21 protein-coding genes are annotated in these 24,253 nt (G+C 61.4%); 16 read left to right on the plus strand and 5 right to left on the minus strand.

Going from position 1 to position 24,253, the window contains the following annotated elements:
- Positions 1–113 precede the first annotated feature (113 nt).
- The 15 genes from flhA (at position 114) to AC1D3C_RS17130 (ending at position 15,852) form a co-directional block, all read left to right on the plus strand.
- Positions 114–2,201: a flagellar biosynthesis protein FlhA gene (gene flhA, locus AC1D3C_RS17060; RefSeq protein ID WP_038539807.1), complete on the plus strand. Its 2,088-nt coding sequence runs from the start codon at positions 114–116 to the stop codon at positions 2,199–2,201.
- A 28-nt stretch (positions 2,202–2,229) separates the two neighbouring features.
- Positions 2,230–2,982 carry a flagellar biosynthetic protein FliR gene (gene fliR / locus AC1D3C_RS17065; protein ID WP_038539809.1) on the plus strand — a complete coding sequence of 251 codons (753 nt, stop codon included), beginning with the start codon at positions 2,230–2,232 and terminating at the stop codon, positions 2,980–2,982.
- 9 nt (positions 2,983–2,991) lie between these two features.
- Positions 2,992–3,393 (plus strand): hypothetical protein, encoded by a 402-nt coding sequence (locus AC1D3C_RS17070; RefSeq protein WP_038539812.1) that lies wholly within the window; start codon positions 2,992–2,994, stop codon positions 3,391–3,393.
- A 158-nt stretch (positions 3,394–3,551) separates the two neighbouring features.
- Positions 3,552–4,103: a rod-binding protein gene (locus AC1D3C_RS17075; RefSeq protein WP_247033464.1), complete on the plus strand. Its 552-nt coding sequence runs from the start codon at positions 3,552–3,554 to the stop codon at positions 4,101–4,103.
- A gap of 25 nt (positions 4,104–4,128) precedes the next feature.
- On the plus strand, positions 4,129–4,494 hold the full coding sequence (locus AC1D3C_RS17080) for a hypothetical protein (protein ID WP_038592804.1): 366 nt from the start codon (positions 4,129–4,131) through the stop codon (positions 4,492–4,494).
- Positions 4,494–5,039 (plus strand): hypothetical protein, encoded by a 546-nt coding sequence (locus tag AC1D3C_RS17085; protein WP_247136090.1) that lies wholly within the window; start codon positions 4,494–4,496, stop codon positions 5,037–5,039. The genes AC1D3C_RS17080 and AC1D3C_RS17085 overlap by 1 nt, the downstream gene beginning before the upstream one ends.
- Before the next feature lie 189 nt (positions 5,040–5,228).
- Entirely contained in the window at positions 5,229–5,873 is a 645-nt protein-coding gene (locus AC1D3C_RS17090) for a hypothetical protein (protein ID WP_477483718.1), read from the plus strand.
- 62 nt (positions 5,874–5,935) lie between these two features.
- Positions 5,936–7,738 (plus strand): GumC domain-containing protein, encoded by a 1,803-nt coding sequence (locus tag AC1D3C_RS17095; RefSeq protein WP_477483719.1) that lies wholly within the window; start codon positions 5,936–5,938, stop codon positions 7,736–7,738.
- Between the two features lie 118 nt (positions 7,739–7,856).
- Positions 7,857–8,756 (plus strand): bifunctional methylenetetrahydrofolate dehydrogenase/methenyltetrahydrofolate cyclohydrolase FolD, encoded by a 900-nt coding sequence (gene folD / locus AC1D3C_RS17100; protein WP_477483720.1) that lies wholly within the window; start codon positions 7,857–7,859, stop codon positions 8,754–8,756.
- 137 nt (positions 8,757–8,893) lie between these two features.
- Positions 8,894–10,255, plus strand: coding sequence for an ABC transporter substrate-binding protein (locus tag AC1D3C_RS17105; protein WP_477483721.1), 1,362 nt, complete (start codon positions 8,894–8,896; stop codon positions 10,253–10,255).
- 92 nt (positions 10,256–10,347) lie between these two features.
- On the plus strand, positions 10,348–11,361 hold the full coding sequence (locus AC1D3C_RS17110; RefSeq protein ID WP_477483722.1) for a carbohydrate ABC transporter permease: 1,014 nt from the start codon (positions 10,348–10,350) through the stop codon (positions 11,359–11,361).
- 1 nt (position 11,362) lies between these two features.
- Positions 11,363–12,523 (plus strand): carbohydrate ABC transporter permease, encoded by a 1,161-nt coding sequence (locus AC1D3C_RS17115; protein ID WP_477483723.1) that lies wholly within the window; start codon positions 11,363–11,365, stop codon positions 12,521–12,523.
- Positions 12,524–12,551: 28 nt separating this feature from the next.
- On the plus strand, positions 12,552–14,207 hold the full coding sequence (gene bglA, locus AC1D3C_RS17120) for a beta-galactosidase BglA (RefSeq protein ID WP_477483724.1): 1,656 nt from the start codon (positions 12,552–12,554) through the stop codon (positions 14,205–14,207).
- A gap of 22 nt (positions 14,208–14,229) precedes the next feature.
- Entirely contained in the window at positions 14,230–15,318 is a 1,089-nt protein-coding gene (locus AC1D3C_RS17125; RefSeq protein WP_477483725.1) for an ABC transporter ATP-binding protein, read from the plus strand.
- 177 nt (positions 15,319–15,495) lie between these two features.
- Positions 15,496–15,852 carry a hypothetical protein gene (locus AC1D3C_RS17130; protein WP_038539838.1) on the plus strand — a complete coding sequence of 119 codons (357 nt, stop codon included), beginning with the start codon at positions 15,496–15,498 and terminating at the stop codon, positions 15,850–15,852.
- 72 nt (positions 15,853–15,924) lie between these two features.
- On the opposite strand, the gene edd is transcribed toward AC1D3C_RS17130, so the two are convergent.
- The 5 genes from edd to AC1D3C_RS17155 form a co-directional block, all read right to left on the minus strand.
- Positions 15,925–17,742 carry a phosphogluconate dehydratase gene (edd, locus tag AC1D3C_RS17135; protein WP_477483726.1) on the minus strand — a complete coding sequence of 606 codons (1,818 nt, stop codon included), beginning with the start codon at positions 17,740–17,742 and terminating at the stop codon, positions 15,925–15,927.
- Positions 17,743–17,839: 97 nt separating this feature from the next.
- Positions 17,840–18,538: a 6-phosphogluconolactonase gene (gene pgl / locus AC1D3C_RS17140; protein ID WP_477483727.1), complete on the minus strand. Its 699-nt coding sequence runs from the start codon at positions 18,536–18,538 to the stop codon at positions 17,840–17,842.
- Positions 18,539–18,543: 5 nt separating this feature from the next.
- The gene (zwf, locus tag AC1D3C_RS17145; RefSeq protein WP_038539846.1) at positions 18,544–20,016 is read right to left on the minus strand and encodes a glucose-6-phosphate dehydrogenase; all 1,473 of its coding nucleotides are present in this window, start codon (positions 20,014–20,016) and stop codon (positions 18,544–18,546) included.
- A gap of 101 nt (positions 20,017–20,117) precedes the next feature.
- Positions 20,118–21,419: an NAD(P)/FAD-dependent oxidoreductase gene (locus tag AC1D3C_RS17150; protein ID WP_477483728.1), complete on the minus strand. Its 1,302-nt coding sequence runs from the start codon at positions 21,417–21,419 to the stop codon at positions 20,118–20,120.
- 10 nt (positions 21,420–21,429) lie between these two features.
- The gene (locus AC1D3C_RS17155; protein WP_038539852.1) at positions 21,430–22,869 is read right to left on the minus strand and encodes a glutamine synthetase family protein; all 1,440 of its coding nucleotides are present in this window, start codon (positions 22,867–22,869) and stop codon (positions 21,430–21,432) included.
- A 126-nt stretch (positions 22,870–22,995) separates the two neighbouring features.
- Between AC1D3C_RS17155 and AC1D3C_RS17160 the strand changes: the two genes are divergently transcribed.
- Entirely contained in the window at positions 22,996–24,177 is a 1,182-nt protein-coding gene (locus AC1D3C_RS17160) for a BaiN/RdsA family NAD(P)/FAD-dependent oxidoreductase (RefSeq protein ID WP_477483729.1), read from the plus strand.
- Positions 24,178–24,253 lie beyond the last annotated feature (76 nt).

Raw genomic sequence — 24,253 nt, forward strand, 5'->3', positions numbered from 1 at the left:
GGCCCGCCTGATCTTTTTCGCTTACCCACCTTCGCGCAAGCTTCGCCCTTTAGGCAGGACATGAACTGGCAGGAGTACTTCCTGCCGCCATCTCATGAAGAGACGGGAAAGTCATGGCGCAACCACCTTCACTATCCATTCCGAAAGTAGCCCCGAGCGGTCGCGATCTCGGATTTGCGGGCGGCATCGTCGCCATCCTCTGTATCCTCTTCCTGCCGATCCCGCCGTTTCTGATCGACCTTGGCCTTGCCTTCTCGATCGCGTTCTCGGTGTTGATCCTGATGGTGGCGCTGTGGATCCAGAGGCCGCTGGACTTCTCGTCCTTCCCGACCATCCTGCTGATTGCCACCATGATACGGTTGTCGCTCAACATCGCGACGACGCGCGTGATCCTGTCGCACGGCAACGAGGGCCATGGTGCGGCCGGCAACGTGATCCAGGGCTTTGCGGGCCTCGTCATGTCCGGCGACTTCGTGATCGGTGTGATCGTCTTCATGATCCTCGTCACGGTGAACTTCATCGTCATCACCAAGGGTGCCACCCGTATCGCGGAAGTCGGCGCCCGCTTCACTCTCGATGCCATCCCCGGCAAACAGATGTCGATCGATGCGGACCTCTCGGCCGGCATCATCGACGAGAAGGAAGCACAACGCCGCCGCTCCGAGCTCGAAGAAGAAAGCTCATTCTTCGGAGCCATGGACGGTGCGTCGAAATTCGTCCGCGGCGACGCGATCGCCGGTCTCATCATCACCGCCATCAACATCTTCGGCGGCATCATCATCGGTTACTTCCGCCACGGCATGCAGATCGGCGAAGCCGCCGATGTCTTCGTGAAGCTGTCCGTCGGTGACGGTATCGTCACGCAGATCCCGGCTCTCATCGTTTCGCTCGCCGCCGGCCTCCTGGTCACCCGCGGCGGCACCGCCGGCTCCACCGACAAGGCCGTCATCGACCAGCTGAGCGGCTATCCGCGCGCGCTTTCGATGTCGGCCGGTCTGATGGCTCTTCTGGCGATCATCCCCGGGCTGCCGTTCCTGCCCTTTATGACACTCGGCGGCCTGATGGGTTTCGGCGCCTGGCTCGTTCCGCGCCGTATCGAGGCGGAGAACAAGGCGCGTCGCGAAGACGAAGAGCAGAAGGTCGTCCAGACCAAGGAAGCGGAAAAGGACTCGGTCAAGTCGGTCCTCAAGACCTCCGAAATCGAGCTCGCTCTCGGCAAGCAGGTCTCCACCCGGTTGCTTGGTGCCCATCAGGAACTTGCCTTCCGTGTCGGCAAGATGCGCAAGAAGTTCGCGACGCAATACGGTTTCGTGGTCCCGGAAATCAAGGTTACCGACGACATCTCGATCCAGGAAAAGTCCTACCAGATCCGCATCCATGGCACGACGATCGCTTCGAACGCTCTGCGGGTCGGCGACGTCCTCGTGGTGACCGGTTCCGGCCGCAAGCCGAGCATCCCGGGCGACGAGATCCGTGAACCCGCCTTCGGCATGCCGGCGGTGTCGATCCTCGAAACCTTTGCCGAAGACTTGAAGCGTGAGGGTTTCCATCCGATCGACAACGTCTCGGTCGTGCTGACCCACCTGTCGGAAGTCATCCGCAACAACCTTCCGCAGCTTCTGTCCTATAAGGACGTCAAGATCCTGATCGAGCGTCTCGATCCGGAGTACAAGAAGCTCGCCGACGAAATCTGCTCGTCGCATATGTCCTATTCCGGCCTGCAGGCGGTGCTGAAGCTCCTGCTTGCCGAGCGCGTGTCGATCCGCAACCTGCATCTCATCCTGGAAGCGGTAGCCGAGCTTGCTCCGCATGTCCGCAAGACGGAGCAGATCGTCGAACATGTGCGCGTGCGCATGTCGCAGCAGCTCTGCGGCGACCTGGCCGACAACGGCGTGCTGCGTGTGCTCCGTCTCGGCAACAAATGGGACATGCTGTTCCACCAGGCGCTGAAGCGGGACGGCAAGGGCGAAGTGGTCGAATTCGACATCGATCCGCGCACGCTCGAAGAATTCAGCGAACAGGCGACCAAGGTCATCCGTGAATTCATGGACCGCGGCCTGCCTTTCGTGCTCGTCACCTCGCCGGAAACGCGCTCCTACGTCCGCATGATCATCGAGCGGCTGTTCGCGACCCTGCCCGTTCTTTCCCATGTAGAACTCGCCAAGGGTCTCGAAATCAAAATACTCGGCGCCATTTCGTGATAGGCTGTCCGCAAAGGACGATTCTCGCATGATTACCGACCCGCAGGGGACCATTCTCGCACTTTTCCTTGCGTTCTGCCGTATGGGGACGTGCGTGATGGTTCTCCCGGGGCTGGGAAGCGGTCGCGTTCCGGTGCAGGTGCGGTTGTTTGTGGCCGTCGCCCTGTCGATGGCCGTGCTGCCGGTTCTCTGGGATCAGATCTACCCGAAAGCGTCGGAACCGACGGCCACCTATCTTGGCCTGATCTTCACCGAAGCCGCGATCGGCACCGTTTATGGATTGATCGCCCGGCTTTATACACTCGGCATGCAGTTTGCCGGCACGGTCCTGACCCTCTCGATCGGTTTCACGGCGCCTGGCGGCCACGACGTTTTCGAAGACTCGCAGGAAAACTCGCTGACTATCCTGCTGACGCTGAGCGGGCTGCTGCTCCTGTTCATGATGGATTTCCATCACATCGTGTTCCGCGCGCTGGTCGATTCTTACACGGCAACGCCGGTCGGTGCGGTGATCGATCCGCAGAAGATACTGATCACCCTGACGGATACCCTGAGAGCGTCGACCGTCATCATGCTGCGGCTTGCAAGCCCATTCCTGATCTTTGGCCTGATGTTCAACGTGGCGATCGGCCTCATCAACAAGATGGCGCCGCAGATCCCGATCTTCTTCATCTCGACGCCCTTCATATTGATGGGCGGGCTTTTCCTTCTCTATCTGTCGATCGCCGCCTTCATTCGCCAGTATGCGGATGGGTTCGCGCCGATCTTCAGGTCCTTCTAGGAGGCGGCAATGGCAGGCCCAGTCAAGCGGTCGGACAAGCTCAAGCGTCTCGTTGCGGTCCAGCGGCATCTCGAGACGATGGCCGAACACGAGCTTGCGGCCACCACCCGCTATCGCGCGGAGGTCAATCAGTCGATGGAGGAAGTCATAGATGCGATCGGCTCGATGAACCCGGTCCATCGACAGTTCTCGCAGCATTATTCCGAACGGTTCGGTCGCTTGACGACGAAGGAACGCCAGCTTGCCGGCGTTCAGCAGATCCAGGAAATGAAGGTTCTCAAGGAGCGCACCAAGGCAGACCGCCTGGAAGAGAACATGAAGGACGCTCGTGATCATGAAGATCGCGAAGCCGCGGACGACTCGATCTATGAGCTCATCGATATCACGCTTGCCCTCGATCGGGTCAAATAGACTGGCCAGCCTCCAGCAAGCTTCGAACGTCATAGTCTCGTCATTGCACTGATTGCCGGCTCGAATCGAGATCGGCGGGATCACGTGCCATTTCAAACTGTTGCTGCGCTCGGGCACCTTTAGGGATGCGGCCCGCGGCAGTCATGAAGGGAGCTGACGTGGCGATTTCACCTCCGAGCGATCTGGTCATGGACGTCGTCCGCGCTGCGGACCCGACTGCCGTTCAGGAAGCGCAGGCCAAGCTGAAGGCGAATAAGGCGGCCTTTGCCGCGACCAGCCTTGCCGAAGTCGGCAAGGGTTTTGGTGCTGCCATGAAATTCATCGACACACCCGGCACGACGGCGGGTCTCGGCAATCCGGAGGCGCCGAACAAGGTTGCCGAAATGCCGGAGGAATATCGAAAGTTCGAAGCCTCGGTGCTTTCGACCTTCGTGAATTCCATGCTCCCGAAGGAGACCGAGGACGTTTACGGCAAGGGCTCTGCCGGGGAATTCTGGAAGAGCATGATGGCTGAGAAGATTGCCGACGAGATGTCGAAAAAGGGCGGCGTCGGTATTGCCGAACAGATGTATTCGCAGGCGGTCGCCCGTGCGGAACGTCAGGCCACGGTCAATCCGACCACCAATGAAACTGATCGTAGCCGCGCAATAAGCATGATCACCGATTTCGAGCGGCAGGTTCTCGGCGTCGGCAAGAAGAGTGAGGCCTGATATGCATCAGACTGGGGCAGAAAATATGGAAGTCGTTTCGAATGACTATCGCATCAAGACCGTGCTTGGCCGGTTGGAGCTGATAATCGACAACGAAAATCAGCGGATCGGCCGCGATCCGGAATTCGACCTGAAAGTGTCGAACGCGCACAAAAGCCGCTGCCTCTACGAATTGACCATGCTGTTCCGCGGCACCGACCCGAAGCAGCTCGCCACCGGCCATATCGACCAGATGCACGGATTGAAGAGCAAGCTGGCCCTTAATGCCCGCCGGGTCGAGGCGCATCTCCACGCCGTCCGCGCCGTCGCGGATCTTCTGAAGAACGCTGCCCGTGACGCGGACGACGACGGTACCTACACCCAAGAACAGTTCACCTACAGCGAGGCTTGATGGTCAAGCTCCTTCTCACCGGTCTATGGGTCTGCATCGTCACGCTTGCGGCGGTGTACTTCTCCGTGCAGATGTCCGCAGCGCCGGCGCCGGTCGACGAAGCGGCCAGGCGCAAGGAGCTTCAGACGCTGGTGCGCGGGGAATCCATTACCATTCCGATGATCGCGGACGGCGCGATCACCGGTTATTTCCTGAGCCGCGTCTCGTTCATGATGGACAAGGAAAAGATCAAGAACACCAAGCTTCCGATCACCGAATTGACGACTGACGAGCTTTTCACGCTGCTGATCGGCAACCAGATGGTTGATCTCAGCAAGCCCGGCGCCTTCAACCTTGAGAAGTTTCGCACGAGCATCAAGGATGACTTCAACAAGAAGCTCGGCGACGGGCTGGTGGCAGAGGTCCTGGTCGAGCAGCTCGACTATCTCTCGAAGGAAGACATCCGCAACAATGCCTCGCGCGGCAACAAGAATCCGAACCCGGGCAAGAAGATTGTCGAGGGTGTGAAGATCGACGATCCGAAAGCCGCGCCCGCGGGTCACTGACGCGCACCGAGGCATCGCGGCGGCGGTCACGATAGAGCATAACGGCCGGCCGCGATGGTCGGCCTTTTTGTTGTGAAGCCCCGAAAATACGGGCATCGCTTGCATTTTACCGATCGATTTAAAGGCGATTTCAGAGCGCGCTGTTAGACCTTGGGGGAGAATTGGTCTTACCCCATGGGGAGCGCATCGATGAACGCATCCGGAGACTTCCTGGCATCCGCGTCACCCCGGACCCTGTTCGGTTTGCGTGTCTGCGATCTCGGATGGAACGCCACGCTCGGCCTCGTGGAAAGCCTGATCGCCTTGCGCGGCAACCGCTCCACCCTCGGCTTCCTGGATGAACGGACTACTCTCCGCCAGATGGTCGATCCCGCCTACCGCAGTCAGCTGGGCCGCAGGGTGCTTCTGCCGGGCGGCGGCCGTGCTTTCAGCCTCCTCACCAAGGCGCGGCATGAGAAACCCGCACCGGTGCGTTTTTCGGCCAGGACCTTCGTGCCAGCCCTGCTGAGCTTCATGGAAAAGAGCCACTGCATCGGCATGGCCGGCGAGGATACGGGACGTGTCGAAGCGCTCCGCGAGCATTTCGCCCGCCATGCGCCCTGGCATGACGTGGCGGTGGTCGCGCTGGACCAGGAGATCTCGCAGCGCTTCGATCTCGTCCTCGTCGATGCGGCAAGCCTTGCACAGGAACGGCGCATCGAGCGCCGGCTCGCTTTGGTCCGCACCGGATTGGTGGTCATGGCCGGGGCCGGACTGTCCACCTTCATCGAAGGCAAACCTGTGCGTGTGGTGCCAAAGGCGGATGTTCCTTCGCCGCAACCGTCTTTCGCCTGACAAGTTAACCCTTTCTTTGCCATGAAATTTTAGACTGCCTTAATCAGAGGGCTGCCTGCGGGATGTCGGCAGCACCAGATCAGCGCGGTCATCCCATGTATCAGTCGGCGAAAATCGAAGACGACCGAAACCCCAAACCGGCAGCATCGCTCGCCGGCGCCGGTTCCGTGTCGACCGGATTGCGATCCGCCGTCCTCAAGGTCGGCGCCCTCACGCTGGTTGGCGCCTTCTTGCCGCTGCTGTTCATTGATACGTTTCCGCATAAATTCAACGTTGAAACCAGGCTGAAGATCGAAACGGCGAGCGAGGCGGCGGTCAATACAGCTGCCGCCGCATTGCGCTCGAAGGCCAGCCTCGACAATGTCATCCGTGCCCTGAACCTTGGCCGCGACAGTGAATTCTCTGCCGACCGTCCGAGTGTCGTCAGGATCGTGTCCGATATCGTCTCCGGCGACACGATGACGGTATCGGAGGCTGAAAACAGGTTACGCGCGCGACTTTCCCAGGCGATTGCCACGAGCTACGACCGCCGCACCGGGCGGCTTGTGATTTCCGTTACGGCGGAAGAGCCGGGCGAGGCGGCGCGCATCGCGAACATGCTCGGCAACACTTTCCACGACGAGATCGCCTTCTCCGGCACAGCGTCGTCCGCGCCGGTGGCGGAGAAGCTGCGCCAGACGCTCGAGCATGCAGAAGCAGCCCTTGCCGGTTTCATCGCCGAAACGGATGCGCAGAAGCTTGCCGAACTGCGCCGGACCGAGGACAACGGGCAGCAGCTTGTCGCAGAGATAAACGAGGCGACGGCTCAGCTGGGCGACCTGAGACAAAAGGCGGCACAGGCCTCCGCCATGAAGCTCTCGGACGTGCTGAACAAGCCTCTGCCGGACAGTCTCGAATATACCGGCCTCGATTATCAGCGACAGCGGCATGTCGAGGCAAAGCTTGCCGTCGACCAGCTTTCGAGTGATCTCGGCCCGCGCCACCCGCGGCTTGCCGCGGCTCAGGCAGCTCTGGCGGATGTCAAAAACGACATTCAGGACGCGCTGAAACAGCTTGGCGCCTCGCTTCGCCAGCAGGAGGCGGCAGCCGCCAGACATTTGGCCGATCTAAAGGCGAAGCAGGTAAAGAAGCCTGACGACAAGGAAATTACCGAATCCGCGGCGCGGCTGACGGCGCTCGATACTGCGGTCGACGAGGCTCGGCGGAACTATCTCGATGCGCTTCACGGCACCGAGACGAAGGCATCGACGGCCAAGGTGACCGTACTTGTTCCGGCCGAGGCAGCAGCGGCGGCAGCCCTTGGCCCCTCATTGGCTGAGGTTTCGGGCATCGGTGCGCTGATCGGTTTCTCCCTCGGCATCGGGCTCGCCTTCATGACCCGGGGCAGGCGCTTCCCCACGCCTTCGGCAATCTCGACGGAGGAACTGGATCTCACCGACAAGCCCGTGCTGATGATCGATCGGCACCTGCTGGCGGAGCATCTGGACGAGCAGGACTTTTTTTCCGAAGAAGACGACCCGGTCAACGATCAGCCTGGCTACGATTGGCCAGCTTATGAGCCGCAGCGGCCCTGGCGCCCGCGCCATCCGGCGCCGGCCAATGACAGCCCGCTTGCCGATCACATCCGTGAGATGCTGATGGCCAGTCGTCGCCCCGCTGCGGAGGCTGAGCTTCCGCCGCTGGTCGCGGCCGTCATGGCTGGCCGCCTTGCCGGCGCCCCGTCCTATGGCGCAGCCCATCGTCCGGTTCCCTCGCCGGAAGAGGTCCGCAAGGCCGAAGAACTTCGCGAGCTTCGCCGCGACATGGCGGAATTGCGTGAACGAGTGCAGGTCTATTCTGCGCGCCGGAATACCTCCCGGGGATAAGACCTGCGACATCGAATCCGCTTGCATTTGCTGTCTGCGACCAGCATAGGGCGTTGGCGGGCAAATTCAGAACATGCTCCATGTATACATTGGTGGCGGTTTCAAGCGGGAGGTACGCATGGCTGTGGTGATCGATGGTAAAGAAGCGGCAGCATCCGTTATCGCTGCCGTGACCCAGGCGTCGGGCTCTCTCGAACACGAAACTGGCGTCAAGCCGGGCCTTGCAGTCGTCATCGTCGGTGACGATCCGGCAAGCCATGCCTATGTCAATTCCAAGAGCAAGATGGCCAAGCAGTGTGGGTTCAACTCGATCCAGCACAGCCTGCCTGAAGACACCACCCAGGAGACGCTGGAAAAGCTGGTGGCTGAGCTCAACGCCGATCCGGCCATCAACGGCATCCTCGTCCAACTGCCGCTGCCGAAACACCTGAACGCAGAGCCTGTCATCTTGTCGATCTCGCCGGAAAAGGACGTCGATGGCCTGCACGTCGTCAACGCCGGAAAGATCGCCACAGGCGACCTGGAGACCGGCTTGATCTCCTGCACCCCTGCCGGCGCCATGCTGCTGGTCAACCGTATACATGGCCGTGATCTGTCGGGCCTCAACGCCGTCGTCATCGGTCGTTCCAACCTGTTCGGCAAGCCGATGGGCCTGCTGCTCCTTGCAGCCAATGCGACCGTTACCATGGCGCATTCGAAAACGAAGGATCTCGCGGGCGTCTGCCGCAATGCCGATATCCTGGTCGCCGCTGTCGGCCGCCCGCAGATGGTCAAGGCCGACTGGGTGAAGCCCGGGGCAACCGTCATCGACGTCGGCATCAACCGCGTTGCCGCCCCCGACAAGGGCGAGAGCAAGTCCCGGCTGGTCGGCGACGTGGCCTATGCTGAAGCCGCTGAAGTCGCTGGCGCCATCACCCCGGTCCCCGGCGGCGTCGGCCCGATGACCATTGCCATGCTGATGGCCAACACGGTCATCGCCGCCTATCGTACGGCCGGCAAAACCGCACCCAGATTCTGATCCTGCGGGGACGGATTTTTTCATTTGTTCCACGCCGCCTGCGCAGGGGTTGACTCCTCAGCGAGAGCGTTAAATCTCTCCCATGTTGTAAACTCCCGGCAAGGTAGCAAAAGTCGGGACAACGGGAGGATTATTTCATGAAGGCATCATTTTGGATCGGCACGGCGCTGGCAGCGCTCGTGGCCGGCGGCGCAGTCGCCCAGGAGCTGAAATTCGCGCCTGGCCAGGATTCTAAATTTACCTGGAAGAGCTATGAGGATTTCAAGGCTGCCCACGCCAATCTCAAAGGGCAGAGCCTGACGCTTTTCGGCCCCTGGCGCGGCGAGGACGAAGTGCTGTTCAACAGCGTTCTGGCCTATTTCAACGCTGCGACCGGCATCAACGGACGCTATTCCTCCTCGGAAAACTACGAGCAGCAGATCGTTATCGACACGCAGGCCGGTTCTCCGCCGAACATCGCCATCATTCCGCAGCCCGGCCTTCTGGCCGATCTTGCCGCCAAGGGGTTCCTGACCTCGCTCGGCCAGGAAAACTCCGACTGGGTCAAGACCAACTATGGTTCGGGCGGGGACTGGATCCGTTACGGCACCTACAAGGGCAAGGACGGCAAGGAGGCGTATTTCGGTTTCCCCTTCAAGGCCGATTTCAAGTCCATGGTCTGGTATGTGCCCGAAAACTTCGAGGAGGCCGGCTACGAAGTTCCGAAGACCATGGAAGACCTGATCAAGCTCAGCGACCAGATCGTCAAGGACGGCGGGGTTCCGTGGTGCATCGGTCTCGGCTCCGGCGGCGCGACGGGCTGGCCGGCGACCGACTGGGTCGAAGACATGATGTTGCGGACCCAGAAGCCGGAAGTCTACGACAAGTGGGTGAGCAATGAAGTCAAGTTCAATGATCCGGCCGTCGTGGGTGCGATCGAGGAATTCGGCAAGTTCGCCAAGAATCCCAAATATGTGAGCGGCGGCGTCGCGGCCGTTGCCTCCACCGACTTCCGCGACAGCCCGAAGGGCCTCTTCGGCATTCCGCCGAAATGCTACCTGCATCACCAGGCATCCTTCGTGCCGTCCTTCTTCCCGCCGGATACCAAGCTCGGCACCGATGCCGACTTCTTCTACCTGCCGACCTATGCTTCGAAGCCGGAGCTCGGAACGCCGGTCCTCGGCGCCGGCACGATGTTTGCCATCACCAAGGATTCGCCTGCCGCCAAGGCGTTCATCGAATTCCTGAAAACGCCGATTGCCCACGAGGTCTGGATGGCGCAGTCATCGTTCCTGACGCCGTTCAAGGGCGCCAATCCGAATGCCTATGCCAATGATGTCCTGAAGAAGCAGGGCGAACTTCTGACCACCGCCACGACCTTCCGCTTCGACGCCTCCGACCAGATGCCCGGCAAGATCGGCGCCGGCGCGTTCTGGACCGGCATGGTCGACTATGTCGGCGGCAAGGACGCAAAGACCGTGGCGACCGACATCCAGAAGGCATGGGACGGTCTGAAATAAGCCTCCCCCAGTAGGCTCTCAAATACGACCGCGCCGGACGCCGGCGCGGTACAGTCAAAAGCTACGCATAAAACGGTGAAAAGGGGAGAGCCATGATATCGCAGATCGTTTCAGCCGTCGGCGTCGTGATCGCCGGCGTTTTCGTCTGTGCCTTATATTACTGGCTCTCCGATAAGATCCTGCAGATCGTCTTTCCCGTTCCGGTGGACAATGTCCGCGCCGCCTCCGTCAATCTCAACCGCCGCGCCATGGTGCGTCCATGGCTGTTTCTCGGCCCGGCGCTGATCCTGCTGGTCGTCTATCTCGTTTATCCGGTCGTCGCGACCTTCATCCTTTCTTTCTACGATCGGTCGGGCGGCAATTTCGTCGGTCTTGCGAACTATCGCTGGGCGATCCAGGACGCGCAGTTCCGCCAGTCCATCTTCAACAACCTCCTCTGGCTGGCCGTTGTGCCCGCTGCCTGCACCTTCTTCGGCCTCGTCATCGCCGTGCTGACCGACCGCATCTGGTGGGGCAATCTCGCCAAAAGCCTGATCTTCATGCCGATGGCGATTTCCTTCGTCGGCGCTTCGGTCATCTGGAAGTTCATCTACGAATATCGCGGCGGCAGCGAAACGCAGATCGGCCTCCTCAATGCCATCGTGCAGGCCATTGGCGGCTCTCCGCAGGTGTGGATCTCGCTGCCCTTCTGGAACAACTTTTTCCTGATGGCGATCCTCATCTGGATCCAGACGGGCTTTGCCATGGTCATCCTGTCGGCCGCACTTCGTGGCATCCCCGAGGAGACGATCGAGGCGGCAGTGATCGACGGCGCCAGCGGCTGGCAGATCTTCTGGAAGATCATGGTGCCGCAGATCTGGGGCACGATCGCCGTTGTCTGGACGACGATCACCATTCTGGTGCTCAAGGTCTTCGATATCGTGCTGACCATGACCAACGGCCAGTGGAACACCATGGTTCTCGCAAACCTGATGTTCGACTGGATGTTCCGCGGCGGGGGCGACAGTGGCCGCAGCGCGGTCATAGCGCTGGTCATCATGGCCGCCGTCACGCCGATCATGATCTGGAACATCCGCCAGGCGAACAAGGAAATGGGGGGCCATTGAGATGAGCGCAGTTGTGAGCCTTCGCCGTATCGGCCTTCCACGCCTCATCGTCCACGCCTCCGTCCTGGTCATCTGCTTTATCTGGCTGATCCCGACGCTCGGCATCCTCGTCACCTCCTTCCGCGAAGCGGGCCAGATCACCGCATCGGGCTGGTGGACGGCCTTCACAGGCGCCGCCGAGACGAGCGCCGCACGCCTCGGCGAGCCTTCGACAGCCAAGCAGAATGGCGCGACTTACGTCATTTCGGGCTCGGTTTTCGAAGGCGGGAAGGGGGGCACCGTGCGCGCCTTCGGCACCCGCGTCGCCGCTCCAACCGAGTTTGCAGCAGGAAAGCCCGCCGATATCGGCGACGGCGAGACGCTGACCATCAACGAAGACGGCAGTTATACCTATTCCAAGAATGCGCCGTTCGAGAGCGGGCGTGGCAAACGCGTCTATCTCTCCGTTGCCACTCCGCCATCCTTCACCACCGAAAATTACCGCACGGTGCTGACCTCTCAAGGGATCGGCCAGTCCTTCGTCAACTCGCTGACGGTCGCGGTTCCCGCAACGATCATTCCCATCCTGATCGCAGCCTTTGCGGCCTACGCTCTGTCCTGGATGGAATTTCCCGGGCGCGCCCTCATCATCGCCCTGGTGGTCGGGCTGATCGTCGTGCCCCTGCAGATGTCGCTCATTCCGCTTCTGAAAATGTACAACGAGATCGGCAATTTCTTCGGCGTGCCGTCTCGCAGTTATGCGGGCATCTGGCTTGCGCACTCCGCCTTCGGCATGCCGCTCGCGATCTATCTTCTGCGCAACTACATTTCCGGGCTGCCGCGGGAAATCATCGAATCCGCCCGCGTCGACGGCGCCAGCGATTTCGAGATCTTCGTCAAGATCATCCTGCCGCTGTCATTTCCGGCGCTCGCATCCTTCTCCATCTTTCAGTTCCTGTGGACATGGAACGACCTCCTCGTCGCCATGGTCTTCCTCGGCACCGGCAAGGATCAACTGGTCCTCACCGGCGCTCTGAACGCACTTCTGGGCTCAATGGGTGGAAAGTGGGAAATCCTGACGGCTTCGGCCTTCATAACGATCGTCGTGCCGATTATCGTCTTTTTCGCCCTTCAGAGATATCTCGTCCGCGGACTGCTTGCCGGCTCCGTCAAGGGCGGCTGATCAACATCGAACGACAACAGGATATTGAATGAGCGTTTCCGCAGAAGCCCCCGCAGCACCGGACAAGGACTGGTGGCGTGGGGCCGTTATTTATCAGATTTATCCGCGCTCCTATCAGGACTCGAACGGTGACGGCATCGGCGATCTAAAGGGCATTACCGCCCGCCTGCCACATGTGGCAGCGCTTGGCGCCGACGCCATCTGGATCTCGCCCTTCTTTCCGTCGCCGATGCGGGATTTCGGCTACGACGTCTCGAACTACACGGATGTCGATCCGATGTTCGGCTCGCTGTCGGATTTCGACGGTCTGATTTCCGAAGCGCACCGGCTCGGCATCAAGGTGATGATCGATCTCGTGATGTCGCACAGCTCGGACCAGCACCACTGGTTCATCGAGAGCCGGTCGAGCCGCGTCAATCCCAAGTCGGACTGGTATGTTTGGGCCGACGCCAAGCCGGACGGCACGCCACCCAACAACTGGCTATCGATCTTCGGCGGGTCGGCCTGGCATTGGGACCCGACGCGCATGCAATATTACATGCACAACTTCCTGACCTCGCAGCCGGACCTCAACCTCCACAATGCCGAAGTCCAGGATGCGCTGCTCGACATGACCCGCTTCTGGCTGAAGCGCGGCGTAGACGGGTTCCGGCTCGACACGATCAACTTCTATTTCCACGACAAGGACCTGCGCGATAACCCGGCGCTCGATCCCTCGCGCCGCAACGCCTCCACCGCGCCAGCCGTGAACCCCTATAATTTCCAGGAGCATCTCTACGACAAGAACCGGCCGGAGAACCTGGAATTCCTGAGACGTTTCCGCGCCGTGCTCGACGAATTCCCGGCAATCGCCGCCGTCGGCGAAGTCGGTGACAGCCAACGGGGCCTGGAGATCGTTGGGGAATACACGTCCGGCAACGACAAGATGCAGATGTGCTACGCATTCGAATTCCTGGCGCCCGATCCGCTGACGCCGGCGCGGGTCTCCGAGGTGCAGAAAGCATTTTCGATCGCCGCACCGGACGGCTGGGCCTGCTGGGCGTTTTCCAACCACGATGTGGTCCGCCATGTCAGCCGCTGGGGCCATGACGTTCTCGATCGCGACAGTTACGCCAAGATGGCGTCCGCCATCCTGATGTCCCAGCGCGGCTCGGTCTGCATCTATCAGGGAGAGGAACTCGGATTGACCGAGGCCGACATTGCCTATGCCGATCTTCAGGACCCCTACGGCATCCAGTTCTGGCCGGAGTTCAAGGGCCGCGACGGTTGCCGCACCCCGATGGTGTGGGACAGTCAGGCACTGCAGGCGGGCTTCTCGACGGCGGAGAAAACCTGGCTGCCTATCCCGGTCGAGCATCAGCTTCGGGCCGTCGGCGCTCAGTACGGCGATCCAGCATCTGTTCTGGAACAGTACCGACGGTTCCTCGCCTTCCGCAAGCAGCACCCGGCTTTTGCCAAGGGCGAGATCGAATTCCTGGCCGAGGACGGCGCCGTTCTCGGCTACAAGCGCCAATACGGAAACGAGACGGTGCTTTGCCTGTTCAACATGAGCGCGGCGGAAACGGCAACCGAGCTGCCGACCGGCGATTGGGAAGTGCTGACCGGCCACGGCTTCGACAGTGGGCTGGAAGGCAGGCGAGTGGAGCTACCGGCCTGGGGGGCGTTCTTCGCCCATCACGCGTAACGAGAACAAAGGGGAGGAAAAAATGGCTGGTGTCGTTCTGAAGGATATCCGCAAGGCCTATGGCCAGGTGAAGGTGCTGCATGGCATCGACCTGGAGATCACCCAGGGCGAGTTCGTGGTCTTCGTCGGCCCGTCCGGCTGTGGCAAGTCCACGCTGCTGCGGATGATCTCCGGCCTCGAAAGCATCACCAGCGGCGAGATGTTCATCGACGGCCAGGTCGTCAATGACGTGCCGCCGTCGAGGCGCGGCATCGCCATGGTCTTCCAATCCTACGCGCTTTATCCGCATATGACGGTCTATGACAACATGGCCTTCGGCATGCGGATCGCCAAGGAAAGCCGTGACGAGATCGACCGCCGGGTGCGCGCGGCGGCCGATATCCTCCAGCTCACGCCTTATCTCGACCGCCTTCCGAAGGCGCTGTCCGGCGGGCAGCGCCAGCGCGTCGCCATCGGTCGCGCCATCTGCCGCGATCCGAAGGTGTTTCTGTTCGACGAACCGCTTTCCAATCTCGACGCCGCACTGCGCGTCGCCACCCGCATCGAGATCGCCAAGCTGAAGGATTCAATGCCGGATACGACGATGGTTTACGTGACGCACGACCAGGTCGAGGCGATGACGCTCGCCGACCGCATCGTCGTGCTTTCGGCCGGTCGTATCGAACAGGTCGGCGCGCCGCTCGAACTCTACGAGCGGCCGCAGAACCTCTTCGTCGCCCGCTTCATCGGCTCGCCGGCGATGAACATCATCCCGGCTACGGTGACGGAAACCGGCGAGATGACCACGGTTGCGCTGAAGGGTGGAAAATCGGTGCGCATGCCGGTGCCGACAGCGGCTTCGGAAAAGGGCAAGACCGCCAGTTTCGGGGTACGGCCGGAAGATTTGTCGATTGCCTCGGGCGAGGACTACCTCTTCGAAGGCCAGATTGGGATTATCGAGGCGCTCGGCGAGGTTACGCTGCTTTACATCGAAGGATTGGCTGATCAGGAGCCGATCATCGCCAAGATCCCCGGCATTCTGCAGGTGAAGAAGGGCGAGACGATGCGCTTCTCAGCAGACCTCAAGAAACTGCACCTTTTCGATGCAGAAGGTAAGGCCTACCGCATCTAGGAGTAACCATCCGTTTACCGTGATCTTGCGATATGCAATTGGAGTTGTTCTGATTTGGGACTTCAAAACTCTCTGTTAAATTTCGCCGGCTAGGCTTCTCCTGTAAAGCAATGGAGGGATGTCGTGAGCGCGGCTCCAAGTAACAAAAATCACTTTTTGAACAAGGAAGAGTCTTTCATGTACGACCGGGAAGCCCGGTTCAAAATGGAAGACACGATGAATGCGGCGCGGATCGAATATACCGAAAATGGCGTGATGAACATGGCGCAGCGTCGCTGCGACGTCATCCGGATCTCGATGAGCGGCGCCGTTCTCGGCATCCTGACCCAATATAATCTGCCGAAGCAGTTTTATCTCGACATTCCCGACGCGCGCATTTCCAAGGTCGGTTGCCTGCTGATGCGCACCAATGCCAACAACACGATCGAGGTTCGTTTCCTGTCTCTTCTCACCAAGAAGGAGCTTGATCGCATCTTCATATTCTCGACGCATCCGAACCATCGCGACCGGACGATGGATATCCGCTCCTGGTAACGCGGCTCGTGGCTTGACATGGAAGCGGCGGCTCCAGGGCCGCCGTTTTCGTTTCTACCGGAAATCGGCCGTTTACACAAACACGCTGGCACCCATGTCCGCGGTGCCGACATGGCGGCGGAAGGGGGCGAAGAGTTCGCGGCCCATGCCGAACTCATTGTCGGAAAGGTCGACGACGACCGGTGTGCGAGCCTCAAACTCCGCGGCGTCCACCAGCACTTCCAGTGTGCCTGCGACAGCGTCGAGGCGGATCATGTCGCCGTCCTTGATCTTGGCGATCGGGCCGCCATCGCAGGCTTCCGGGGTGATGTGGATTGCCGCCGGCACCTTGCCGGAGGCGCCGGACATGCGCCCGTCGGTCACCAGCGCCACCTTGAAACCGCGGTCCTGCAGCACGCCGAGCGGCGGGGTGAGGCGGTGCAGTTCCGGCATGCCGTTCGCCTTCGGTCCCTGGAAGCGGACGACGGCGATGAAATCCTTGTTGAGCTCGCCGCGCTTGAACGCTTCCTGCAGCCCATGTTGGTCGTGGAAGACGATCGCCGGCGCTTGGATGATGTGGCGTTCCGGCTTGACGGCGGAAATCTTGATGACCGCCTTGCCGAGGTTGCCCTTCAGCATCTTGAGGCCACCATTTGACTGGAAGGGGGTCTCGATCGGCGCCAGGACTTTCAGATCGCCGCTCTGATCCGGGATCGCTTCGCGGGTGACCTGACCGTTGGCGTCCAACTTCGCCTCGACCGTATAGGCTTCCAGCCCATGGCCGAAGACCGTGCGTACGTCGTCATGCACCATGCCGGTCTTCAGGAGCTGTTTGATCAGGAACCCCATTCCGCCGGCGGCATGGAAATGGTTCACGTCGGCAAGCCCGTTCGGATAGACGCGGGCAAGCAGCGGCACGACATCGGAGAGCTCGGAAATATCCTGCCAGGTGAGCAGGATGCCCGCTGCGCGGGCCATGGCGACGAGGTGGAGCGTGTGGTTGGTCGAACCGCCGGTCGCATGCAGGCCGACGACGCCGTTGACCACGGAGCGCTCGTCGATCATCTCGCCGGCCGGGGTGAATTCATTGCCGAGGGCGGTGATCGCCAGGGCCCGCTTGGCGGCCTCGCGGGTCAGCGCTTCGCGCAGCGGCGTGCCCGGATTGACGAAGGAGGCGCCGGGCATGTGGAAGCCCATGATCTCCATCAGCATCTGGTTGGAATTGGCGGTGCCGTAGAAGGTGCAGGTGCCGGGGCCGTGATAGGATTTGGATTCCGCCTCGAGCAGTTCGGCGCGGCCGACCTTGCCCTCCGCATAAAGCTGGCGGATGCGCGACTTCTCGTCGTTCGGAAGCCCGGTGGTCATCGGGCCGGCCGGAATGAAGACCGAGGGCAGGTGCCCGAAGCTAAGCGCCGCGATGACCAGGCCCGGCACGATCTTGTCGCAGATGCCGAGGAAGACGGCTGCGTCGAACATGTTGTGCGACAGGCCGATGCCAGCCGCCATGGCGATCGCATCGCGCGAGAACAGCGACAGTTCCATGCCCGGCTGCCCTTGGGTGACGCCGTCGCACATGGCCGGCACGCCACCGGCGACCTGCGCTATGCCGCCGGCTTCCCGTGCCGCCTCGCGAATGATCGGCGGGAAGGCCTCGTAGGGCTGGTGCGCCGAGAGCATGTCGTTATAGGCGGTTATGATGCCGAGGTTCGGGATGACGTCTCCTGCAAGCGCGTCCTTCTCGGCGGGGGAACAGACCGCAAAGCCATGGGCGAGATTGCCGCAGGAGAGCGTCGATCTGTGTGGCCCCTGCGTAGCCGCCCGCCGCACGCGGCCGAGATAGGCTTCACGATGGGGTTTCGAGCGTTCGACGATACGGGCGGTGATTGCCTCGATGCTGGAATGAGCGGCCATGGTCTTGTCCTCTTGTGCTCAACCCCGGCTTGGGAGGGACAGGACCTTCGGGAGGGCCCTAAGCCACCGGGATTGCTCGCGTTGAAAAGTCGGCGCTTTAAGGCGCCCAGAAAATCTGCAGCGGCGATGCGGCGCGGTTGAGCACGGCGCGGATCGGCATGTCCGTTTCGTCGGAGCCGGCCTTTGCCGCTTCGAGCACGTCCTTCTTGCCCTGGCCTTCGATATGCAGCGCCAGGAAACGGGCATCCGAAAGGCTGGCGAACGAGAAGGTCAGTCGCTCCTCGCCGGCACCTTCCGCCTGCATCGTCAGAACGCCGCGCGGCCCGGAAAGATCGAGTGCTCGGGCAAGATTATTCCCATGCGGGAAGAAGGATGCCGTATGGCCATCACCGCCCATGCCGAGGATCGCCACGTCGAAAGGATGGCCGATGCCGGCCGTCTTTTCGGTCGCGATCACGGCCGCTTCATCGATCGACGGCGCCTCGTAGTAGAGCGGGATGAAATGCGCCGCCGCCGCCTTGTCCTTCAGAAGATGCGTCGACACCAGGAGGTGGTTGGAACGCGGGCTGTCGGCGGGCACGAACCGTTCGTCGACCAGCGTCACCGAAACCTTGCCCCAGTCGATATCACGGGTCGCCAGTGCCTCGAAGAACTTCTTCGGCGTCGAACCGCCCGAAACCGCGATCGAGGCGGTGCCCCGGTCGCGGAAAGCGGTTTCAAGCTGTGCCGTTACCTCGTCCGCCAGGCTGGCGGCGAGGGCTGCGGCATCCGCAAATTCATGCATCTTCGCGGTCATGACCCTCAACCCTCATGCCATGTCCGGCCGTCGCGCTCGATGAGGGCGATGGCCTGGCTCGGACCCCAGGTGCCGGCGGTGTAACCCTGCACCTGCTGGCCGGCCGCTTCCCAGCCTTTGAGGATCGGATCCACCCAGCGCCATGCGGCTTCCACCTCGTCGCGGCGCATGAACAGCGTCTGGTTGGAGCGGATCGTGTCGGTGAGCAGCCGCTCGTAGGCGTCCGGATTGCGCACCGAGAAGGCTTCCGCAAAGCTCATGTCGAGCGACACATTGCGCAGCCGCATGCCGCCCGGGCCCGGATCCTTAATCATCAGCGACTGCTTGACGCCTTCGTCCGGCTGCAGGCGGATGATCAGCTGGTTGGCCGAAATGCGACCGGCAGCCGCGTCGAAGATATTGTGCGGGATCGGCTTGAAGGTGATGACGATCTCGGACATGCGCGCTGCAAGCCGCTTGCCGGTGCGGATGTAGAAGGGAACGCCGGCCCACCGCCAGTTGCCGATCTCGGCCTTGATGGCGACGAAGGTCTCGGTGTTGGAAACGCCGCCTTCGAGTTCATCGAGATAACCCTTGACCGGACCGCCCGCGGATGCGCCGGCGCGGTACTGGCCTCGCACCGTCATCTGCTCGACATTGGCCTCGGTGATCGGCTTCAGGGCGCGCAGCACCTTGAGCTTTTCGTCACGCACCGATTCCGAATTCATCGAGGAGGGCACTTCCATGGCGACAAGGCAGAGGAGCTGCAGGATATGGTTCTGCACCATGTCACGCAGCGCACCCGCCGTGTCGTAATAACCGGCGCGGCCTTCGAGGCCGACGGCTTCGGCGACCGTGATCTGCACGTGGTCGATATGGTCGGCGTTCCACAGCGGCTCATAAAGCGCGTTGGCGAAGCGCAGCGCCATCAGGTTCTGCACCGTCTCCTTGCCGAGATAGTGGTCGATGCGGAAAATCTGGTCTTCGTGGAAGGCCTTGCCGATCATGTCGTTGAGCTGCAGCGCCGATGCGAGGTCGCGGCCGATCGGCTTTTCGACGACGATGCGGGTCGACCTGGTGATCAGCTTGTGGTCACGGATCTTTTCGGAAATCGGGCCGAAAATACCCGGCGCCACGGCCAGATAGAAGACGCGGATACGCTCCTTGCCATCGTCGAGCAGTTTCTTCAGTTCCGCCCAGCCTCCTTCGGCCTTTGCATCGACCGAGATGTAATAGATCCGCTGGAGGAATTTCTGGACTTCCGCTTCGTCGTATTCGCCCTGCTTGAGATGCTCTTTCAGGGCATCCTGGGCGAACTTGCGGTAATCCTCGTGCGAAAGCGCACTGCGCGAGGCGCCGATGATGCGGGTTGGCTCGGTGAACTGCCCCTCGATCTGCCGGTGGTAGAGGGCCGGAAGGAGCTTGCGTTCCGCAAGGTCGCCGGTACCGCCGAACACGATACAATCAAAGGGTTCAACTGGGATGATCTGGCTGCTCATCGCTGTTCTTTCGTCCTGCATGGTTGGGTGCATACTTATTCTAATCGATTTAAAAACGCTAGCCCGAATTGGCTTCCGAAGTGTGTTGCGGACCCCTCTTGTCAGAGCCTGTCGCGCAGCGCAAACCACGTGAGGGCGAGGAAAAGCAGTGGGGTCCGCATGTGACGCCCGCCTGGGAAGGCGGGAATTTTGAGTGCGGCGAGGTGGTCGAGATCCGTCGCCTTGCCGCCGACCATATCAGCATAAAGTTTGCCACAATAGTTTGACAGCATCACACCATGGCCGGAATAACCGCCGATCGAGGTGACGCCGGGCATGACTTCGCGCACGAAAGGCTGGCGCGGCATGGTGATGCCGACATTTCCGCCCCAGGCATGGGTGATTTCAACGTCCTTCAGCGCCGGGTAGGTGTCGACGATCTGCCTGCGGATGGCGGTCGCAGTGTCCGCCGGATTGCTTGAGGTATAGACCTCGCGACCGCCGAATAGCAGCCGGTTGTCCCGGCTCTTGCGGAAATAGCGCACCACGAACCGCGAATCAGCAACGGCCTCGCCACCGGGGAGGACGCCCGGAAAAGCGTCGAGCGGCGCGGTCGCGGCGATGAAGGAGCCGATCGGCATGATATGCGCTGATGTAACCGGTTCGAGATCGCCGATATAGGCATTGGTGGCGATCAGCACCCGGTCGGCAGTCAGCGTGCCCTTGGCCGTCCGGACCAGGATCTTGCCGCCCGGTCCGTTTCTCGTTTTCTCGATGCCCGTCGCGCGGGTCATCTCGAAAATCTGTGCACCGGCCGCCTGTGCAACGCGGGCGAGCCCGACCAGCAGCTTCAACGGATGGATATGGCCGGTGCCGGTGTCGCGCACCCCGCAATAATAATCTTTCGTGCCGAGCCGCTCGGCGGTCCCCTGGCCATCCATGAAGGAGATGTGCGGATACCCGTAACGCTCCGCTGCGATCTCGGCGGTCGCCCGATAGTCCTTCTCGTGGCCCCGTTTGTGGGAAACGTTCATCTGTCCCGGCATGTACTCCATGTCGATGCCGTGGATATCGGCAAAGTCGAGGAGATGCCGCTTGGCGTTTTCGGCCATGTCGAACAGCGCCCTGGAGCGCTCGTAGCCGATCTCCTTTTCAAGATCCTCCGGCCACCAGCGCTGTCCGGTTCCCATCTGCCCGCCATTGCGGCCGGAGGCGCCGTCGCCGAACCGGCTGGCCTCGATCAGTGCGACGGAGATGCCGGCTTCTGCCAGATTATAGGCTGCCTGCAGGCCGGTATAGCCGCCGCCGATGACCGCCACATCGACCGTCTTCGATCCGTCGAGCGCCGGATAGGTCGGCCGCTCGCGGACTGTTGCCTGATACCAGGAAATCCCCGGTGCGATCGGGCTCTGCCATGCATCCAAGGAGCAGCCCTCACACGTTGAGAAGCAGGAATTCCCGCTCCCAGGGGCTGATAACCTGCATGAAGGTCTCGAATTCGCCGCGCTTGACGCCCGCATAGAGGCCGATGAATTCCGAGCTGAAGACGCTGGCAAGCGCCGGATCGGATTCGAGCAGCGACACGGCTTCGAGCAGGCCGCGCGGCAGTTCGATCGACCCCTCGTTGGCTGTATCCTCGGTCGGCGGTCCCGGCTCGATCGCGTTCATGATGCCGAGCAGGCCGCAGCCGAGTGAGGCCGCAAGCGCCAGATAGGGATTGGCGTCCGAGCTTGGCAGGCGGTTTTCCACGCGGCGGGCATTCGCATCCGAGACCGGCACGCGGAAGGCCGTGGTCCGGTTGTCGTAACCCCAGGCATTGTTGACCGGCGCCGACATGTCGGGCGTCAGGCGGCGGTAGGAGTTCACATAGGGCGCCATCATGGCGAGCGTCTTCGGCACATAGGTCTGCATGCCGCCGATGAAGTGGAAAAATTCCTTCGAAGCGGAGCCATCCGGGTTCGAGAAGACGTTCTTGCCGGTCTTGATGTCGACCACCGACTGGTGGATGTGCATTGCCGAACCCGCCTGGCCCTGCATCGGCTTGGCCATGAACGTGGCGTAGATGCCGTGTTTCATGGCCGCCTCGCGGATGGTGCGCTTGAACATGAACACCTGGTCGGCGAGTTCGATAGGATCGCCATGGCGCAGGTTGATTTCGAGCTGCGCCGGGCCTTCCTCGTGGATCAGCGTATCGATCTCGAGGCCCTGCTTTTCCGAGAAATGGTAGATGTCGTCGATCAGCTCGTCGAATTCGTTGATGCCGGCGATCGAATAACCCTGGCCGCCGAGGATGGAACGGCCGGACCGGCCTTTCGGCGGATGCAGCGGATAGTCCGGGTCGTCGTTCTTGGCGACGAGATAAAATTCGATTTCCGGCGCCACGACCGGTTTCCAGCCCCGCTCCTCATAGAGTTTGAGGATGTTCTTCAGCACGTTGCGCGGCGTATAGGGAACCGCCTTGCCTTCGGTATCGACGATGTCGCAGATCACCTGTGCGGTCGGGTCGGTTTCCCAGGGTACAACCGAAAGCGTCGAAAGATCCGGCACCAGCTTCAAATCGCTGTCGCGCGGCTCGTAGCGGAAGGTGCCGGTCTCTTCCGGGTATTCGCCGGAAATGGTGTGCCGGTAGAGGGCCGACGGCAGCGCGAGCGAGGTATTCGAGGTGAACTTCGAGGACGGCATCATCTTGCCGCGCGGCACGCCGGCGAGATCGGGCGTGATGCACTCGATATCCTCTATCCCCCGTGCCCGAAGCCACGCGGCGGCCTCCCGCCAGTCCCCGACCCCTCTGAGCGAAGTGAGCGTCGGCTGGGCGGTCGCGGCTTTCGCCACGGTGCCGGTTGCGAGGGCGGGAGCGTTTTTTTTGCGCGGCATGACACATCGGGGTGAGGTTGATCGGATGTTCCATCATAACCACGGATTGACGAATGGCGAGGGGGAGACGCCATTGACTTTGAGTTGCCGATCGAAAACAGCAGATATCGAAACAGGGAGCATGCGGTGACGCGGAAATTCGATGTGGTGGTTTTGGGCGCCGGCGGGGCTGGCATGATGTGCGCCGTCCGCGCAGGCGGGCGCGGCCGTTCGGTGCTCGTGCTAGACCACGCCAAGGCGCCGGGCGAAAAGATCCGCATTTCCGGCGGCGGACGCTGCAACTTCACCAATATCCATGCAAGCGCGAAAAACTATCTCTCCGCCAATCCGCATTTCGCCAAGTCGGCGCTGGCGCGTTACACGCCGCGCGATTTTCTGGACATGGTCGAACGCCACGGCATTCCTTGGCACGAAAAGACGCTCGGCCAGCTCTTCTGCGACGACAGCGCCAAGGACATTATCCGCATGCTGCTGTCCGAGATGAAGGCGGCGAATGTGGTGCTTGAACTGCAGAAGCAGGTCACGTCGATCGAGAAGACGCCAGAAGGTTTCCGCATCGGCACCTCCGATGGACCGGTGGAGGCGGCATCCCTGGTGGTTGCGACCGGCGGCAAGTCGATCCCCAAGATGGGCGCCACCGGTTTTGCCTACGATATCGCCCGGCAGTTTGGCCTGAAGATCGTCGAGACGCGGCCGGCGCTCGTGCCCCTGACGCTCGACCCGAACCTGCTCGAAAAGCTCTCGCCGCTTTCCGGCATCTCGGTGCCGGCCGAGGTCCGTCACGGCAGGACAGCGTTTCGCGAGGCACTGCTCTTCACCCACCGGGGTTTGAGCGGTCCGTCCATCCTGCAGATCTCGTCCTATTGGCGCGAAGGGGATGATGTGACGCTGATCATCGAGCCCGATCTTGATATCGCAGCGATGCTCAAGACAGCCCGCAAGGCCAACGGTCGCCAGGCGGCGCAGACGGTGCTGGCGGAGGTGCTGCCGAAACGGCTGGCGCAGTTCTTCGTCGAGGCGCGCGGCCTGACAGCCCACCTCGCCGATCTGCCCGACAAGGCGATCGAGGGCCTGGCCGCCTCGATCCAGACCTGGCCCATCCGACCCGCCGGCTCGGAAGGTTACCGGACGGCCGAGGTGACGCTCGGTGGCATCGATACGTCCGAACTGGACTCGAAGACGATGCAGGCAAAGGCGGTATCCGGCCTTTATTTCATCGGCGAATGCGTGGATGTGACCGGCTGGCTCGGCGGTTACAATTTCCAATGGGCCTGGGCTTCGGGCCATGTTTGTGGGGACGCATTGTAGTATAAGTTGATTCAGCAGTTGTTAATGTGAGCGCCCCATCCTGCCTTAATGCCAGCCAATTCCTGTGGTTTAAGGC

Source organism: Neorhizobium sp. P1_A6, from assembly GCF_056406795.1.

Excerpts from the sequence above, each read along its gene's own strand:
- AC1D3C_RS17110 (WP_477483722.1), top strand. The coding sequence starts at position 10,348 with ATGATATCGCAGATCGTTTCAGCCGTCGGCGTCGTGATCGCCGGCGTT.
- folD (WP_477483720.1), top strand. The coding sequence starts at position 7,857 with ATGGCTGTGGTGATCGATGGTAAAGAAGCGGCAGCATCCGTTATCGCT.
- AC1D3C_RS17095 (WP_477483719.1), top strand. The coding sequence starts at position 5,936 with ATGTCGGCAGCACCAGATCAGCGCGGTCATCCCATGTATCAGTCGGCG.
- AC1D3C_RS17115 (WP_477483723.1), top strand. The coding sequence starts at position 11,363 with ATGAGCGCAGTTGTGAGCCTTCGCCGTATCGGCCTTCCACGCCTCATC.
- pgl (WP_477483727.1), bottom strand. The coding sequence starts at position 18,538 with ATGACCGCGAAGATGCATGAATTTGCGGATGCCGCAGCCCTCGCCGCC.
- AC1D3C_RS17155 (WP_038539852.1), bottom strand. The coding sequence starts at position 22,869 with ATGCCGCGCAAAAAAAACGCTCCCGCCCTCGCAACCGGCACCGTGGCG.
- edd (WP_477483726.1), bottom strand. The coding sequence starts at position 17,742 with ATGGCCGCTCATTCCAGCATCGAGGCAATCACCGCCCGTATCGTCGAA.
- AC1D3C_RS17085 (WP_247136090.1), top strand. The coding sequence starts at position 4,494 with ATGGTCAAGCTCCTTCTCACCGGTCTATGGGTCTGCATCGTCACGCTT.
- AC1D3C_RS17105 (WP_477483721.1), top strand. The coding sequence starts at position 8,894 with ATGAAGGCATCATTTTGGATCGGCACGGCGCTGGCAGCGCTCGTGGCC.
- bglA (WP_477483724.1), top strand. The coding sequence starts at position 12,552 with ATGAGCGTTTCCGCAGAAGCCCCCGCAGCACCGGACAAGGACTGGTGG.
- AC1D3C_RS17130 (WP_038539838.1), top strand. The coding sequence starts at position 15,496 with ATGTACGACCGGGAAGCCCGGTTCAAAATGGAAGACACGATGAATGCG.
- flhA (WP_038539807.1), top strand. The coding sequence starts at position 114 with ATGGCGCAACCACCTTCACTATCCATTCCGAAAGTAGCCCCGAGCGGT.
- AC1D3C_RS17125 (WP_477483725.1), top strand. The coding sequence starts at position 14,230 with ATGGCTGGTGTCGTTCTGAAGGATATCCGCAAGGCCTATGGCCAGGTG.
- fliR (WP_038539809.1), top strand. The coding sequence starts at position 2,230 with ATGATTACCGACCCGCAGGGGACCATTCTCGCACTTTTCCTTGCGTTC.
- AC1D3C_RS17070 (WP_038539812.1), top strand. The coding sequence starts at position 2,992 with ATGGCAGGCCCAGTCAAGCGGTCGGACAAGCTCAAGCGTCTCGTTGCG.
- zwf (WP_038539846.1), bottom strand. The coding sequence starts at position 20,016 with ATGAGCAGCCAGATCATCCCAGTTGAACCCTTTGATTGTATCGTGTTC.
- AC1D3C_RS17080 (WP_038592804.1), top strand. The coding sequence starts at position 4,129 with ATGGAAGTCGTTTCGAATGACTATCGCATCAAGACCGTGCTTGGCCGG.
- AC1D3C_RS17090 (WP_477483718.1), top strand. The coding sequence starts at position 5,229 with ATGAACGCATCCGGAGACTTCCTGGCATCCGCGTCACCCCGGACCCTG.